Source organism: Coriobacteriia bacterium, assembly GCA_013336165.1.
Taxonomy (GTDB): domain Bacteria; phylum Actinomycetota; class Coriobacteriia; order Anaerosomatales; family JAAXUF01; genus JAAXUF01.
This window is the reverse complement of sequence record JAAXUF010000003.1, coordinates 64,835-80,140: the sequence shown is the minus strand read 5'-3', so window position 1 is coordinate 80,140 and position 15,306 is coordinate 64,835. Positions and strand designations below refer to the sequence as shown.

At 63.8% G+C, this 15,306-nt stretch carries 15 protein-coding genes; 14 read left to right on the top strand and 1 reads right to left on the bottom strand.

Annotated elements, in window-relative coordinates:
• Nucleotides 1-69 precede the first annotated feature (69 nt).
• From glmS to HGA39_03140, 14 genes are all read left to right on the top strand, one after another.
• Entirely contained in the window at nt 70-1,896 is a 1,827-nt protein-coding gene (gene glmS, locus HGA39_03205; GenBank protein ID NTW28358.1) for a glutamine--fructose-6-phosphate transaminase (isomerizing), read from the top strand.
• A 5-nt stretch (nt 1,897-1,901) separates the two neighbouring features.
• Nucleotides 1,902-2,402 carry a holo-ACP synthase gene (locus HGA39_03200; GenBank protein ID NTW28357.1) on the top strand — a complete coding sequence of 167 codons (501 nt, stop codon included), beginning with the start codon at nt 1,902-1,904 and terminating at the stop codon, nt 2,400-2,402.
• Between the two features lie 46 nt (nt 2,403-2,448).
• Entirely contained in the window at nt 2,449-4,017 is a 1,569-nt protein-coding gene (locus HGA39_03195; protein NTW28356.1) for an NAD(P)H-hydrate dehydratase, read from the top strand.
• Complete coding sequence (locus tag HGA39_03190; protein ID NTW28355.1) at nt 4,017-4,484, top strand: CBS domain-containing protein; 468 nt, start codon at nt 4,017-4,019, stop codon at nt 4,482-4,484. The genes HGA39_03195 and HGA39_03190 overlap by 1 nt, the downstream gene beginning before the upstream one ends.
• A complete protein-coding gene (gene alr, locus HGA39_03185; GenBank protein ID NTW28354.1) occupies nt 4,481-5,599 on the top strand; it encodes an alanine racemase in 1,119 nt (372 codons plus the stop codon). Before HGA39_03190 ends, alr begins: the two co-directional genes overlap by 4 nt.
• A gap of 140 nt (nt 5,600-5,739) precedes the next feature.
• On the top strand, nt 5,740-6,255 hold the full coding sequence (locus HGA39_03180; GenBank protein ID NTW28353.1) for a nitroreductase family protein: 516 nt from the start codon (nt 5,740-5,742) through the stop codon (nt 6,253-6,255).
• Nucleotides 6,246-6,833, top strand: coding sequence for a uracil-DNA glycosylase (locus HGA39_03175; protein NTW28352.1), 588 nt, complete (start codon nt 6,246-6,248; stop codon nt 6,831-6,833). The genes HGA39_03180 and HGA39_03175 overlap by 10 nt, the downstream gene beginning before the upstream one ends.
• Before the next feature lie 14 nt (nt 6,834-6,847).
• Nucleotides 6,848-7,342: a tRNA (adenosine(37)-N6)-threonylcarbamoyltransferase complex ATPase subunit type 1 TsaE gene (gene tsaE / locus HGA39_03170; protein ID NTW28351.1), complete on the top strand. Its 495-nt coding sequence runs from the start codon at nt 6,848-6,850 to the stop codon at nt 7,340-7,342.
• Nucleotides 7,339-8,094, top strand: coding sequence for a tRNA (adenosine(37)-N6)-threonylcarbamoyltransferase complex dimerization subunit type 1 TsaB (gene tsaB, locus HGA39_03165; GenBank protein NTW28350.1), 756 nt, complete (start codon nt 7,339-7,341; stop codon nt 8,092-8,094). The genes tsaE and tsaB overlap by 4 nt, the downstream gene beginning before the upstream one ends.
• Entirely contained in the window at nt 8,091-9,641 is a 1,551-nt protein-coding gene (gene tsaD, locus HGA39_03160; protein ID NTW28349.1) for a tRNA (adenosine(37)-N6)-threonylcarbamoyltransferase complex transferase subunit TsaD, read from the top strand. Before tsaB ends, tsaD begins: the two co-directional genes overlap by 4 nt.
• Nucleotides 9,642-9,917: 276 nt before the next feature.
• Nucleotides 9,918-10,205 (top strand): co-chaperone GroES, encoded by a 288-nt coding sequence (locus HGA39_03155; protein ID NTW28348.1) that lies wholly within the window; start codon nt 9,918-9,920, stop codon nt 10,203-10,205.
• A 57-nt stretch (nt 10,206-10,262) separates the two neighbouring features.
• Nucleotides 10,263-11,903, top strand: a complete 1,641-nt coding sequence (gene groL, locus HGA39_03150; GenBank protein ID NTW28347.1) for a chaperonin GroEL — start codon at nt 10,263-10,265, stop codon at nt 11,901-11,903.
• 294 nt (nt 11,904-12,197) lie between these two features.
• Nucleotides 12,198-13,004, top strand: a complete 807-nt coding sequence (locus tag HGA39_03145; GenBank protein NTW28346.1) for a hypothetical protein — start codon at nt 12,198-12,200, stop codon at nt 13,002-13,004.
• Nucleotides 12,998-14,044, top strand: a complete 1,047-nt coding sequence (locus HGA39_03140) for a hypothetical protein (protein ID NTW28345.1) — start codon at nt 12,998-13,000, stop codon at nt 14,042-14,044. The genes HGA39_03145 and HGA39_03140 overlap by 7 nt, the downstream gene beginning before the upstream one ends.
• A gap of 81 nt (nt 14,045-14,125) precedes the next feature.
• Here the strand turns inward: HGA39_03140 and HGA39_03135 are convergent, their stop codons facing one another.
• Nucleotides 14,126-15,271, bottom strand: a complete 1,146-nt coding sequence (locus HGA39_03135; protein ID NTW28344.1) for a hypothetical protein — start codon at nt 15,269-15,271, stop codon at nt 14,126-14,128.
• Between the last annotated feature and the right edge of the window lie 35 nt (nt 15,272-15,306).

The following is a 15,306-nucleotide window of genomic DNA, read 5'->3' as shown; positions in this document are numbered from 1 at the left end:
TGCGGGCTCATTGCGGCATATCGGCCGCGCGAAAACACACACTCCCACAAACCGGAGGTTCATCCAGCTATGTGCGGAATAGTCGGATATGTTGGCCCCAGACGGGCCAGTGACGTACTCCTGAGCGGTCTGGCCAGGCTCGAATACCGTGGATACGATTCGGCCGGAGTTGCGATACTGGAAGGCGACAAGCTCAAGATCACGCGGCGTGTCGGCAAGCTTGTCAACTTGAGGAATGCGCTTGATGCGGCTCCTCTCCTCGGCGGGACGGGCATCGGCCACACGCGTTGGGCGACACACGGGCGTCCATCGGAAGAGAACGCTCACCCACACACGGATTGCACCGGCAGCATCGCCGTGGTCCATAACGGCATCATTGAGAACTACGCCGAGTTGCGCGAACAGTTGGCAGCGGCCGGGCACGTCTTGCGTAGTGAGACCGATACCGAGACCATCGTGCACTTGGTCGAAAGCCACTACCGCGGAGATCTCGTCTCGGCGGTCGCCCGCGCGATGGCCGACCTTGAGGGAAGCTACGCAATCGCGGTGGTTCACCGCGGCCAGCCCGGCGTCATCGTCGCGGCCCGAAAGGACTCGCCGCTCATCATCGGTCTGGGCGACGGTGAGAACATCGTGGCAAGCGACATCCCGGCCGTGCTGGAGTACACGCGCGAAGTGCTCGCGCTACACGACGGCGATATTGCTGTTGTGACGAGCGAAGGCGTTACAGTGCGAGACATGGCCGGCAACGCGGTGGAACCCGAACTCATGCATGTGCAGTGGGACCTCGACGCCGCCGAAAAGAACGGCTTCGAAGATTTCATGCTCAAGGAGATCTTTGAGCAGCCCAAGGCCATACGCGAGACGCTCAGGGGGCGTATGGGCGAGGATGGGAGCATCCAGCTTTCCGAGCTGGCGATGACGCCGGAGCAGATCGAGTCGATCGACCGCGTGTACGTGGTAGCGTGCGGCACGTCCCTGCACGCAGGCTACGTTGCCAAGAATCTCATTGAGCTGTGGGTTCGGGTGCCAGTCGAGGTGCAGTGCTCAAGCGAATTCCGCTATGGCGACCCGATTGTCGACGAGAAGACGCTGTGTGTGGCGATCACCCAGTCGGGAGAGACCGCAGACACCTTGGCGGCGATTCACGAAGCGAAAGATCGTGGCGGCAAGGTCATCGCGATCACGAACGTCGTGGGGTCGCGCGTGACGAGAGAGGCCGACGGCGTCATCTACACCCACGCCGGTCCCGAGATTGGCGTCGCGGCGACGAAGACCTTCACCGCGCAGATTGCCGCGCTCACGGTGCTGGCGCTCAAGCTCGCGCAGGCCAAGCGCCTGCTGACCTCGGAGAAGGTCGCCTCCCTGTTTGCGGACCTCTCGGCGATTCCCGAGATCGTGGAAGCGATACTTGCCGATACAGGTTCTCTGGATGACTGTGCGGGGGTCTTCGGCGATGCGAAGAGTGTGCTCTTCCTCGGCAGGGGGATGGGCGTGCCTGTGGCGATGGAGGGGGCGCTCAAACTCAAGGAGATCTCCTACATCCATGCCGAGGCCTATCCGGCCGGCGAGATGAAGCACGGTCCGATCGCGCTCATAACCGATGAGCTTCCCGTCGTCGTGGTGGCCACCAAGGGGCGCACGTACGACAAGGTCATGAGCAACATCCAGGAGGTTCGCGCTCGCGGCGCCCACGTCATTGCGGTTGCGACCGAAGGTGACGAGCACATTCGGAACTACGCCGAGTGCGTGCTGTACATACCGCCGGTGATCGAGGCACTCTCGGCGATTCCTGCGACCGTGCCGTTGCAGCTGCTCGCGTACCGCATCGCCAAGCATAGGGGCTGCAACGTTGACCAGCCCCGCAACCTCGCCAAGTCTGTGACGGTGGAGTAGCCCCGATGATCACCGGATTGGGTGTCGACATCGTCGAGATCGAGAGGATGAAGGTCGCGCTCGCCCGTCGGCCGCTCCTGAAGGAGAGGCTGTTCTCGGCGGAAGAGCGCGCGTATTGCGATAAGCGCTCGCGGCCCGAGGTGCACTACGCGCTGAGATTCGCAGCCAAGGAGGCCGTGCTCAAAGCACTCGGCACCGGGTTTCGGGGGATGAGGTTCACCGACGTGGAGGTTATGCGCGAGGCGAGCGGACGGCCGGTGCCGCGCCTTTCGGGCCGGGCCGCCGAGCGGGCCGCAGAGCTCGGCGTGGTCGAGATGCATCTGTCGCTGTCGTTCACCCACGTGACAGCGGTCGCTTCGGCCGTCGCGATCACCCAGGAGGCTCGGCCGACGCGCGATGAGCGTCCGGACACCCGCGCTCAGTTGGCGGCGTCCTTCAAGGAGGCGCGCTTCCTACTCGATGAAGTTTCCCCCGAGAAGGGGCAAGAACGGGGCGGTCTGGGGTAGGCTCTTCTTTGAGTCAGTTGGTCTGCGAGCGGAGGAGGGGACTGGGGTGTTTCGCACGCTGACAGCAGCACAGACGCGGGCCGTCGAGGAAGAGGCCGTGAGCGCAGGAGTCTCTCTGGCGTCGCTGATGCGCTCGGCAGGTCTCCAGGTCGCCCGCGTCGTCGCCGAGAAAGCCGCATGCGGCGACGTGGTGGTGCTGGCCGGACCGGGCAACAACGGCGGCGACGGCTGGGTGGCTGCGCGTGACTTGAAGGCGGCCGGCAGAAGCGTGAAGGTGCTCTCGGTGCGCAATCCGGGCGAACTCTCCGGCATTGCCGCGGAGGCCGCCCGCGACGCGATTGCGAGCGGGGTGCAGTGGCGCGTGCCGTTCGGCTCGCCTGCTCCCGACGAGCTGGCCGAGGCTGCGGTGATCGTTGACGCGCTCCTCGGCACGGGAGTGTCGGGTGCACCTCGTGCGCCGATCGGAGCCTGGGTCGATGCTGCGAACGCTGGCAACGCCTTCGTGGTGGCTGTCGACGTGCCGACCGGTGTGGACGCCGACTCCGGCGCGGTACCGGGCGGCGCCATGCGTGCCGACTGCACGGTAACCTTCGCGGCCCCCAAACTCGGGCTGCTGACCTACCCCGGTGCTGGCTATGTTGGTGAGATGGTCGTGGCCGACGTGGGGACGGGTCTTCTTGTGCCTGTTCCCGGAGTTGCAGAGGTTTGGGATTCTGCCGACTACGCTGCGCTGCTCCCGGTTCCGGCACTCGGCGCGCACAAGAACTCGCGCGGGCGGGTGCTGGTGGTCGCAGGGTCGCTCGCGTATCCGGGGGCGGCGATTCTTGCGGCGAAGGGCGCCATGCGCTCCGGGGCGGGCTATGTGCGCCTAGCTGTTCCGCGATCGGTCGTTCCGATCGCGCAGTGCCATCTGCTTGCGGTCCCTGTTGTGGGACTTCCCGAAGGTACCGATGGCGCACTGTCGGCCGAGGCGGCCGAGGAGGTTCTCAGTCTGGCCGAGAACGCCGATGCAGTGGTGCTTGGCCCCGGGTTGACAGTGGCTCCCGGCGCGGTCGCGGCTGTGCGGGAGGTTGTGCTGCGGCTCAAAGTGCCGGTCGTGCTGGACGCCGACGCCTTGAACGCCTTGGCGAATGGGACGGACCTTGTGCGAGGCCTTGTCGGCCCCGTCGTGATGACGCCGCACCCCGGAGAGCTGGCGCGGTTGCTCAAGACGAGCGTGGAACGGGTTCAGAGTGATAGGCTGTCATCAGCAGGAATGCTGGCAGGGCAGATGCGTGCCGTGGTACTCAAAGGTGCAGGAACCATTACCAGCGGGGCGGATCGGCAGGTCATCAACACGTCGGGTACTCCAGCTCTTGCTACGGCGGGAACCGGTGACGTGCTGTCAGGGGTGATCGGCGCACTGCTCGCACAGGGGCTTGGGCCCCTTGAGGCGGGTGCGCTCGGCGCGTACCTGCATGGACGCGCGGGGGAAGCGGCGGCGGAGGTGCTGACGCCGGTGTGTGTGACCGCCGAGGACGTGCCGGGCTATCTGCCGGTCGCGGTCGCCGGTTTGCTCGGCGCGAAGAATACTCGCGGCAAGACAATCGATACGAGAGCGCTAGGAGGACGATGATGGCAGAAGGTTCCGTGCGCGACATCATGACGCCTGATCCTGTGACGGTTGGACGCGAAGTGTCGGTCACCGACGCCGCGCGTCTCATGGTGGACAAGGGGATCGGCGCACTGCCCGTGGTCGAGAACGGAATCCTCGTGGGCTTGGTCACCGAGGGCGACCTGATCATCAAGGACATCAAGCTTGAGTATCCGACCTACATTCACCTTCTTGACGGCTTCTTCATGTATCCACCTTCGACGGCGCGTTTCGAAAGCGAGCTTCGAAAGGCGGTTGCCGCAACGGTGGACGACGTCATGACCAAGAATCCGGTGACCGTTCAGGGATCGGCGAGCATCGAAGATGTCGCCACGCTGCTTGTTGACCGCGATGTCTCAAGGATTCCCGTGCTCGATGGCGACGTGGTTATCGGCATCGTCACGAAGTCCGACGTGCTGCGCTCGATTGTCGGGGGCGCCGAGAAGTGACCGATCGTCGTTGGGCATGGACCGAAATCGATCTGGCGGCGTTTGGTCGCAACGTGCGTACGCTCAAGGCCAAGACGCGTCCCGGTACGGGTTTCATGGCAGTCGTCAAGGCTGACGGATATGGCAACGGCGCGGTGCGAGTCGCGCGCGCAGCCGTCTCGGCAGGCGCGGACCGTCTGGGCGTGGCCACTGTCGATGAGGCGCTGGAACTGCGCTCAGCGGGCCTGAGGGCGCCCCTGCAGCTTCTTTCCGAGCCGCCGGTCTCGGCAATTCCGGCGCTGCTGGCCAAAGACGTCATTCCCGCGGTCACGACGCGCGAGTTTGCCTCCGCGCTCTCCGCACGGGCGCTTTCCGGCGGAGCCCGGGCGCACTACCACCTGAAGGTCGACAGCGGCATGAACCGCAGCGGCGTGAGGGCCGAAGACGTTGCGGAGTTTGCGCGCTGGCAGTCGGGGTTGGGCGGCTTGGCGCTGGAGGGTACGTTTACCCACCTAGCAACCGCGGACGTGCCAGGCGACTGGGAGGTCAGGCGGCAGTTGGAGCGGTTTACCGATGCGCTCGAGGTCATGCGGACCGAGGGCGTGGACCCCGGAATCGTACACGCTGCGAACAGCGCGGGCACCATACTGTGGCCGGACGCGCATTTCGACATGGTGCGCTGTGGGATCGCGCTGTATGGACTGCACCCGGCGCCGAGCACGTACAAACACATCGAGCTCGAGCCGATCCTGACCCTGAAGGCGCGACTCTCGCTTGTGAAGCGCATCGGCGTGGGCGAGAGCGTCAGCTACGGATTCACGTGGACGGCGGCGGCGCCGACCACGGTCGCCACGCTTCCGCTGGGTTACGCTGACGGCATTCACCGCGTGTTGTCCAACAACATGGAAGTCCTCATCGGCGGGGTGCGCTGTCGGCAGATCGGGCGCGTGTGCATGGACCAGCTGATGGTCGAAGTGCCGCGCGGGGTCTCGGCCGAGATGGGCGACGAAGCCGTCATCGTCGGGCGGCAGGGCCGCGGGCAGATCATGCTCGACGACCTCGCCGAGCGCGCGGGCACCATCAACTACGAGCTGTCATGCGCGTTTGGCGCGCGGCTGGAACGGGTGTACGTCTAGACTCGTCTTCTTCTGCGGCTCTCTCCACGGTGACCTTGCGGGCGACTGCTGCAGCTGTCGGAGCGCTGGTCTAGAATGTGACAGCCGCACTTGACGTGCTGCCTGATAACGACAGCCAAGCATCACAAGGAGCTCCTAGGATGGATTTCTCGGAACTGATCGCCAAACGGCGCAGCGTGCGCCACTTCAACAGCAAACGCGAAGTCTCCGATGAGGACATCAACTACCTGTTGGATGCGGCGGTGGCCGCTCCGACGGCCGGCAACATCCAGCCATGGCGCTTCACCGTGGTCCGCTCGGCGGAAGCGCGCGAGCGTCTCGCCGGCGCACTGCACCAACGCTGGGCTACCGGCGCCCCGGTCGTGATTGTCGTCTCCGTCGATCCCCGGCCGTGTGCTGCGCGCTACTCCGAGCGCGGCGAGCGCCTCTACGCCATCCAGGACACCGCTGCAGCTGCCGAGAACATCCTGCTTGCCGCTGTCGACAGGGGACTCGCCTCCTGTTGGGTCGGCGCGTTCGACGCGAAGGCGGTTTCCGAAGCGCTTGGGATTCCTGCTCCCATTGAACCGCTGGTGATACTGCCCATCGGCTATTCGGCGGAGTCTGCCGGGCGTCCGGCGCGCAGGCCGCTTTCCGAAGTCTCCACGTGGATCTAGGTGAACAGGTGTCAGGCTTTGGATGTGCCGACTTGCATGAACTCCGCGAACTCATCGGCGATTGCCATCGCTGTCCGCTAGGCGACACGCGCACGAAGCTGGTGTTTGGCGTGGGGGATCCTCATGCCCGCGTGATGCTGATCGGCGAGGCTCCGGGCAAGAACGAGGACCTGAAGGGGGAGCCGTTCGTTGGGGCGGCGGGCCAGCTCTTAAACGACCTTCTCGCGCATGCCGGCCTGACTCGCGACGAGGTCTACATCGCCAACATGGTGAAGTGCCGCCCGCCCGGCAATCGCGATCCCGAGCCGGTCGAGAAGGAGACGTGCATGCCGTTCCTTCGCGAACAGGCCAGGCTCATTTCACCCGAGATCCTCGTCACGCTGGGAAACCACTCCACGAAGGCGATTCTGCGCACGGAGACCGGCATCACCCAGCTGCGCGGAAAGGTTGCGCATGCCGGCCGTTTCACGGTGCTGCCGATCTTTCACCCTGCTGCGGCTATCTATGACCGCACCAAGAGTGACGACCTCTTCGCCGATTTCGGGCTTCTGCGTGAACTCTTGGCTGCGGGGCGATGATGGCCACCTGCGTTCTGCGCACCGCCGGCGCCGTAGCGACCGAGGAGTGCGGTGAGAAGCTTGCCCCGCTTCTGGTGCCTGGTGACGTGCTCATCCTCTCCGGCGACTTGGGTGCGGGCAAAACGTGCCTGACCAAGGGCGTGGCGCGGGCGCTGGGCGTAGTCGAGCCGGTGACCAGCCCGACCTTCAACATCATGCGCATTCACGAGGGGCGCATCCCGCTTCACCACTTCGACATCTACCGTCTCGACTCCGCCGAGCAGCTCGAAGACATCGACTACTGGGGCACGCTCGAAGCCGATGGAGTCTCGCTCGTCGAGTGGGGGGACCGCTTCCCCTCGGCTGTCCCGGAGGAATGCGTGATCGTGCGATTCACGATCACGGGCGACGAAACGCGCGAGATCGAGCTCGAGCCGCGCGGAAAGCGCGGTGCTGCGCTTGTGAGGGCGTGGGTGGACGCGTGCTCCGATGCCGCGGGCGTGAATGTCTCGGCGGGTGAAGGGCTGTGAGGCAACTGCTCCTCGCGCTCGATACCGCCACCGAAGTCACCGTCGTGGGGCTTGCCTGGCGTACTGCACACAACATCGAGGTCGTCGCGAGTGCCGAAGTTGACGCGCCTCGTGCGGCGATGTCTCGCGTGCTTCCGATAGCGGAATCGCTCCTCGCGGCCGGCGGTGTGACGTCGCGCGATGTCTCCGCGGTCATCGTTGGCAGAGGGCCGGGCTCGTTCACTGGCGTGCGCATCGGTGTCGCGACCGCGAAGGGCCTCGCGCACGGCCTCGGCGTTCCCCTGTACGGGGTCGGCACGCTCGACGCCATCGCCTGGGGGTTCGCCGACAAGCACGCGCTTCTGGGCGTCGTCGGCGATGCCATGCGCGGCGAGGTCTACCCGGCGCTGTTCCGCCTTGGTGGTGGCCGTGCAGAGCGCTTGACGCCCCACCGCGTCGCCAAACCCGACGAGGTCGCGGGCGAATGGGCCGCGCTCGGCGAGCCGCTCCTGCTCGCGGGCAACGGCCTGCGCAAGTATGGCCCGCGGTTCACCTCGGCGCTGGGCGACCGGGCAATGGCGGTTGACGAAGCGAAGTGGGCGCCTTCGGGCTATGGGCTCTTCGGCGCGTTCTCGGCTCTTCTGGCCGACGGCGCGGAAGGCTCGGGTGAGGCGGGCGAGGTTCTGCCCGTCTACACGCGTCTCTCTGACGCCGAGGAAGACGAGGCCGCGCGCATCAAAGCCGCGGGCGAGGCGGGGGGAACCTGCCGATGAGCGTCGTACTGCGCGACATGCGCCACGATGACATTGCCGCCGTAAGCGCGATCGAGGCGACGTCGTTTTCCGACCCGTGGACGCGAGGCATGTTCGATGACGAGCTCTGCGCCCCAGGAAGGCTCTATCTCGTCGCCGAGGACGAGGGTGACGGTTCGCTGGTTGGCTACGCGGGTGTCATGATCGTCGGCAACGAGGCGCACCTTATGGATATCGCCGTGCGGAATGACCGCAGGCGCGAGGGAATCGGCCGACTATTGTTCGAAAGCGCCATGCGCGATGCGCGCGGTTTTGGTGCTGAGCGAATGACGCTTGAGGTGCGCCCCGGCAACGCGGCCGCAATCGCTCTCTATCGCGCGCACGGGCTGGAGGAGGTCGGCCTGCGTCCCGGCTACTACAGTGACACGGGCGAGCCGGCCGTCATCATGTGGGGAGACCTCCCTGCCGAGGAGGAGTCCGATCGCGGATGTGCAGTGTGCGAACTGCGCCGAGAAGCCCTCCGCACCGACGACCTCATTCTCGCGATCGAGTCCTCGTGCGACGAGACTGCCGCCGCCGTCATGAGGGGCGGGCGGGAACTTCTCGGCGATGTCGTGGCGAGCCAGATCGTCTTCCATGCGCGCTTCGGAGGTGTGGTGCCGGAGATCGCGAGCCGCAAGCACACCGAGGCGATCGTCAGCGTGGTCGAGGAGGCGATGCAGCAAGCCGGTACGGCGCTCGGCCTCGAAGGCGGCCGGCTGGAGTTCGCCGATCTCGATGCGATAGCGGTGACGCAGGGCCCGGGTCTTGTCGGCGCACTGGTGGTGGGCGTGGCCTACGCGAAGGGGCTTGCGATGGCGACCGGACTGCCCCTTGTGGGGGTGAATCACCTCGAAGGCCACATCTTTGCAAACGTGTTCGCCGATCCACAGGTTGCACCACCACTGGTGGCCCTTCTGGTATCCGGCGGCCATACGTCGCTTGTGCACATGCCGGAGTGGGGGCGCTACCACACCCTCGGCGAAACGCTGGACGATGCTGCCGGCGAGGCGTTCGACAAAGTCGCGAAGGTGCTTGGACTAGGCTATCCCGGTGGACCCATTCTTTCGCGCATGGCCGAGACCGGCGATCCTGCAGCGATCGACTTCCCGCGGGCAATGATGCGATCCGGCGACTACGCGTTCTCGCTGTCGGGGCTCAAGACTGCCGTCATCAACCACATCCGCCACGAGCGGGAGGCTGGGCGCGAGATCGACATTCCCGATCTTGCGGCCTCGTTCCAGCAGGCAGTGATCGACGTGCAGGTATCCAAAGCGGTTCGCGCTGTCAAGGAGACCGGTGCGACCACGTTTTGTCTGGCCGGCGGCGTTGCAGCCAACCCTGCGCTGCGCTCGGCGCTCGTCTCGGCGATAGGGGCGCTCGGCGTTCACGTGAGCGTGCCGCCGATGGCGCTGTGCACCGACAATGCCGCAATGATCGCCGCCGCGGCACACTATCGCTTCTTGTGCGGCGACAGGCTGTCACTCGACGCCGAGCCGCTGCCAAATTGGCGACTCGACACAGAGTAGACACCTGTGCTGACGAAGAAATCTGAGTGCGCAGTTGTCAGATCTGTGGGGATTCGCGTTCTTTTCTCTTGAACCTCCTCGAAGGTAACGATAGAATCGCCTATGTTGGCACTCAGGTGATCGGAGTGCCAGCAGTCGGGGTAGACTCTACGAGCGGGGTGCCAAACACCTGAGGGCGAAAGCGAGATGCGTCCGCCCGGGCAAGACTAAAGCTCGAAAGAACTGCGCCAAGGACACTGTCAGGAAATATCAGACTGAAAGGTAGGAGGAACGCGAATGAATCTGAAGCCTTTGGGAGATCGCGTCATCATCAAGGTGGCGGCAGCCGAGGAAGTGACCAAGAGCGGTCTCATCCTTGCAGAGGGCGCCAGGGAGAAGCCCGCGCGCGGCGCTGTGCTTGCGGTAGGCGAGGGCAAGCGTGATGAATCCGGCAAGCGCATCCCGATGGATGTCAAGGTCGGGGACGTCGTCATTTACGGCAAGTACAGCGGCCAGGACATCAAGGTCGACGAAGAGGAGTATAAGATCTTGCGCACCGACGAGATCTTCGCAATCGTCGTCTAGTCTTGGGCTCGCTCAACGTCCGATTTGTCCGTAATTAACTGAAAGGGGACTTCCGGAATGGCTAAGGAGATCCGTTTTAACGAAGAGGCTCGTCACGGCCTCGCTGCGGGCGTCAACAAGCTTGCCGACGCCGTCAAAGTCACGCTTGGCCCCAAAGGCCGCTACGTGGTGCTTGAGAAGATGTATGGCGCGCCCACCATCACCAACGACGGTGTGACCATCGCCAAGGAGATCGAACTTGAGGACGCCCTCGAGAACATGGGCGCTCAGCTCGTCAAGGAAGTCGCCGTCAAGACGAACGACGTCGCGGGCGACGGTACCACCACCGCGACGCTGCTCGCCCAGGTCATCGTGACCGAGGGCCTGCGCAACGTCACCTCAGGTGCCAACCCTCTCGCCATTCGCCGCGGCATCGAGAAGGCCGTGGACGCGATCGTGGTCGAGATCAAGAAGAACGCCAAAGAGATCGAAACCAAGGAAGAGATCGCGCACGTCGGGTCCATCTCGGCGGCCGATGACGAGATCGGCGACAAGATCGCCCAAGCGATGGATGTCGTGGGCAAGGACGGCGTCATCACCGTCGAGGAGTCCCAGACCTTCGGCATCGACATCGACACCGTCGAGGGCATGCAGTTCGACAAGGGCTACATCTCACCCTACATGGTCACCGACCCGGAGCGCATGGAAGCGGTGCTTAACGATCCGCTCATCCTCATCGCCGGTCAGAAGATCAGCTCGATCAACGATCTGCTCCCCGTGGCCGAGAAGGTCATGAAGGCCGGCAAGCAGCTCCTCATCATCGCCGAGGACGTCGACGGCGAAGCTCTTTCGACACTGCTCGTCAACAAGCTGCGCGGGACCTTTGTCGCCGTCGCCGTCAAGGCTCCGGGCTTCGGCGATCGTCGCAAGCGCATGCTGGAAGACATCGCGATCGTCACCGGCGGGCAGGCAATTATGGAGGAGTTCGGCACCAAGCTTGAGAGCGTCACGCTGGAGATGCTGGGCCGAGCCAAGACCGTCAAGATCACCAAGGAAAACACCACCATCGTTGACGGTGCGGGATCCGAGGACGAGATCAAGGCGCGCGTCAACCTGATCAAGGCCGAGATCGAGAAGTCGGATTCAGACTTCGACAAGGAGAAGCTCCAGGAGCGTCTCGCCAAGCTCTCCGGCGGTGTGGCCATCATCAAGGTTGGGGCGGCCACCGAGGTCGAGCTCAAGGAGAAGAAGCACCGCATAGAGGACGCCCTTCAGGCGACTCGCGCGGCAGTCGAAGAGGGCATCGTTGCCGGCGGCGGCGTGGCGCTTGTTGACGCGCTGCCCGCACTCGACGCGATCGTTCCCGCAAATGCCGATGAGGCTGTGGGTGTCGACATCATCCGCAAGGCGCTGATCGCCCCGATGAAGACCATCGCCGCTAACGCCGGCTTCGAAGGCTCTGTCGTGGTTGAGAAGGTCAAAACGCTCCCCAAGGGCGAGGGCCTCAACAGCGCGACCGGCGAGTATGGGGATATGCTGAAGATGGGTGTCATCGACCCCGTCAAGGTGACCCGCACGGCGCTGCAGAACGCCGCGTCGATCGCGGCACTCATCCTCATCACTGAGGCCACTGTCAACAACGCGCCTGCTAAGGATGGCGGCGCTGGAGCTGGCATGGGCGGCATGGGCGGCATGGGCGGCATGGGCGGCATGATGTAGGCTTCCTGTCTACAGCAGAGCGCCAGCACCATAGAACAGCAAGAGCCTCGGCGAAGATGTCGGGGCTCTTGCTGTTGCGCCACATTTCCCTGCTGCATGGGTCCGGATTAGGTCTGTGCAGGGTTCGCGCAAGCCATGGAGCATACGCTCGTCCTGCGTGTGTAGCGGTCGCCGGGGGCGCGGCTGAGACAACCGGTGCGGCGGACAGGAGGCGAGATCAGAGTCGCTGGAGTCAATCAATTCAGTAGGTGGTAGCGGTACATCCATCGTCCCGGTTCAGGGGGGGAATGCTTCATGAAACAGAGTCCTTTCATCGCAACGACACTCGTTGTATTGCTGTTGGCCGCATCGGCCACCCCGGCTTTCGCCGCTTCGGGCAAGACAAACCAGAGTGGCGCTCTTGTTAACGACCCGAGTCTGACCCCGATAGTCCAGTCTCAACTGCAGGCACTCAGTGCCGAAAAGGATGCTGCCAACGGAATACGCACGGGGGGCGGCATTTCGACGATGTCGCTCAACTCCTATGGACTGGTGACGCGGCCCGTGACCAACTATCGGCAGGAGACTACGTACTGGTGCGGAGTGGCCTCAGCCCGCCAGGCCTTGAGTTTCCACAAGGCGTTCAGCGGTTCATCGGCGGCGCTGCCATCGCAGTCTACGTTGGCGACCAGAATCGGAACCACCACATCCGGCAGCACGACAACCGGTATCGCGTCTGCACTGAATCGCTACAACGGCACATTCGGCTCTGTCTCGTACTTGGCTTCAGACATCACCGATACCGCAAATCCGTACGAGACCTTCGTGAACAGGATCGGCACGATGCTGAAGTACATGGTCTCAAGCCCCACGACGCCGATCATTCTTGTGGAGACCAAGTACATCCCTCGCTACAACGGAGTCTCCGCGCGCCACTACATGACTATCAGCGGAATCAACGACACCGTCAGTCCGATGAAGATGCGTAGTGTCGATCCGCACTACAACAGCGCCTACTACGGGATCCGCTGGGAGAACGTCGGATCCACCACCGTCAACGGACTGTGCCGGGCCTGCTATGAGGCTGACGTCAGAGGCACAAACAAGGCGATGGCATGGTAGCCACGAGGCGACTGTGGAAGTCCTCGTGTGCTGTTGCGCTTGCAGTCGCGCTTCTGATGGTTCCGGGATGCGGCAAGCTTTCGGGCAGCGCGACCGAGACGGAAAGCCAGCCGTTCACTGTCACGAGTGTGCGGTTACCATATGCCGACTGCGGTAACCCACAGAAGGTCGGTTCGTCGATCTACGCAACCGTAGGTCAGGGGGCCGACAAGGGAGACGCGCTCATCTGCTACGACATCAATTCGAAGACCGCCAAGATCATTGTCGAGGCTTCGGACTCCGAGGCGATTGGCTGGTTTGTCGCGAACGATAGCTGGCTGGTCTGGAATGTGGGGCTCGAGCTCTTCGCGCAGTCGGTGGCTACTGGGGAGCGGCAAGTTCTGTCTTCATCGCGAGATCTCTACGCCCCTGCGCTGAATGGGGACCTGGTCGCGTGGGACGACCTGACGCCCTCGCGTACGCACCAGATTGTCTTGCGGAATCTGAAATCACAGGAGACGACGGTGGTTGCTCCACTAGTGCTGCCGGATCTCTACAATAACTTCCCGTCGTGGAACGGCAGTCGGCTTGTCTGGACGGACGTTATCGACGGAGCAGGGTACTACAACGTTCTTGACACGGCGACTGGTGGCAAGGAGGGCTACATTCTTTCTGACGGGGTCTTCCGCTATCCCGGCTACGCTCAAGAGGTAGGAGGTCGCATCTATTCCGTGAACTTCACTTCCACGGACGAGTGGGATTGGAATGCTCAGCAGCTCGGCTACTACTCGATCGAGGAGCGGCGATTCGTGCCGATTGTGGAGGACGGGTTCATCGCCAACTACTTCAGAATCGCCGACAACCTGCTTGTGATCGTCGATCGGAATGGGAAGCTTACGGTGCAGCTCATCGACCAGAAACATGGGCAACAGCAAGAGTACGCGCCACTCCGGGAGGCCGTGGATTTCGTCAAGACCTCATCGGACGGGACGATAATCGCATGGAAGGGCTCAAGCGGCGCACCCGGCACGTGCGATCTCTTCCTGATCGAGAGACGCTAGCGCGAAAGGGTGTTTCTAGCGGGAATCCTCTGCCTGGAGATAAGTGACAAATCCGGGCAGAGGGTGATTCCCCTCGGTGCCTTAGCCGATGAGTCTCAAGATTCGCTCGGCGATATCGATTGCAGCGGTCGGGCGCGCGAGCTTCAGCGTCGCTTCCCGCATCTGCGCGAGCTTAGCGGGGTTTGAGATCGTCTTGCGCGCGACTTCCGTGAGTCGGCGCGGGTCTTCGCAGTCGACCGCGGTTCCGGCTCGGACCAGCGTGTGCACGTTCGCGCGCTCCTGACCGGCCGACGGCCCTACCAATACCACCGGAAGGCCGGAGTCGATGCACTCTGCGGTCACGAGGCCGCCGGGCTTGCATATTCCCAGATCGGCGGCACCCATGAGGTCAGCCATGTTCTCCGTGTAGCCGAGAATGCGGACGTTCGTGGCGGTGATGCCGGAGGCGCGCTTGCGTAGTTCATCGGCGAACGCCGTGTCGCGGCCGGTGACAACCGCTACGGCCGTATCGGGCAATCCGGCAATTGCAGGCAGTGCGACGGCAAGCGCAGTCTTGAAGTGCTCATACGGTCCCGGCATCGAGGCTCCCGCAAGCGCCAGAAGCAGACGCCTTTCGGGTGGCAGGTCGAGACGCTCCCGGGTCGCAATAGCGTCTCGGGATACCATGAACTGCGGACGTACGGGGATGCCCGTCACTGCGATCGCGTCCTCCGGCATTCCACGATGCTGCAGCTCCCGTGCGCTTGCGTCATCGGCCACACAGAAGAGAGAAAGCCCGCGCCGCGGCCAGTAGCCGTGAACGCCGAAGTCGGTCGCGACCGCGATTATCGGCATGTTCTTGAGGTTGGCATTGCGCGCCGCCGCTTGGACCGCGAGGTTTGCGGCGAGTGCGTGGGTGGCGACTACGGCAACGGGGCGATTCTCGCGAAGCCAGCGCTCGAAGCGCCCGAAGAAGCCGCGCAAAGCGGGGCGTCCTGCCGCCATGACCGCTCGGCCGAGAGGAACGCTGCCCCAGACGGCGTTATAGACGGGCGCCATCGGACCTGCAACGATGCTCGCAGCGGAGTTGCCCGAGATTCGCAAAGTGCCGAAGTCAAGCACGTCGAGAACCCTGACGCGGACTTCGGGATTAAGTGTGCGCAGTTCGGCGGCAACGGATTCGGCGGCGATCTTATGACCGGAGCCCACCGATGCGTGTACGACCACGATCGTTGGTAGAGAACTCATGGGTGGTACTATACCGCATGCACGCGGGGCGGTTG

What these genes read in the sequence shown, in the direction of transcription:
- HGA39_03140 (NTW28345.1), top strand. Translation starts at nt 12,998, where the DNA reads ATGGTAGCCACGAGGCGACTGTGGAAGTCCTCGTGTGCTGTTGCGCTT.
- HGA39_03180 (NTW28353.1), top strand. Translation starts at nt 5,740, where the DNA reads ATGGATTTCTCGGAACTGATCGCCAAACGGCGCAGCGTGCGCCACTTC.
- HGA39_03135 (NTW28344.1), bottom strand. Translation starts at nt 15,271, where the DNA reads ATGAGTTCTCTACCAACGATCGTGGTCGTACACGCATCGGTGGGCTCC.
- glmS (NTW28358.1), top strand. Translation starts at nt 70, where the DNA reads ATGTGCGGAATAGTCGGATATGTTGGCCCCAGACGGGCCAGTGACGTA.
- groL (NTW28347.1), top strand. Translation starts at nt 10,263, where the DNA reads ATGGCTAAGGAGATCCGTTTTAACGAAGAGGCTCGTCACGGCCTCGCT.
- HGA39_03200 (NTW28357.1), top strand. Translation starts at nt 1,902, where the DNA reads ATGATCACCGGATTGGGTGTCGACATCGTCGAGATCGAGAGGATGAAG.
- HGA39_03190 (NTW28355.1), top strand. Translation starts at nt 4,017, where the DNA reads ATGGCAGAAGGTTCCGTGCGCGACATCATGACGCCTGATCCTGTGACG.
- HGA39_03155 (NTW28348.1), top strand. Translation starts at nt 9,918, where the DNA reads ATGAATCTGAAGCCTTTGGGAGATCGCGTCATCATCAAGGTGGCGGCA.
- tsaD (NTW28349.1), top strand. Translation starts at nt 8,091, where the DNA reads ATGAGCGTCGTACTGCGCGACATGCGCCACGATGACATTGCCGCCGTA.
- HGA39_03145 (NTW28346.1), top strand. Translation starts at nt 12,198, where the DNA reads ATGAAACAGAGTCCTTTCATCGCAACGACACTCGTTGTATTGCTGTTG.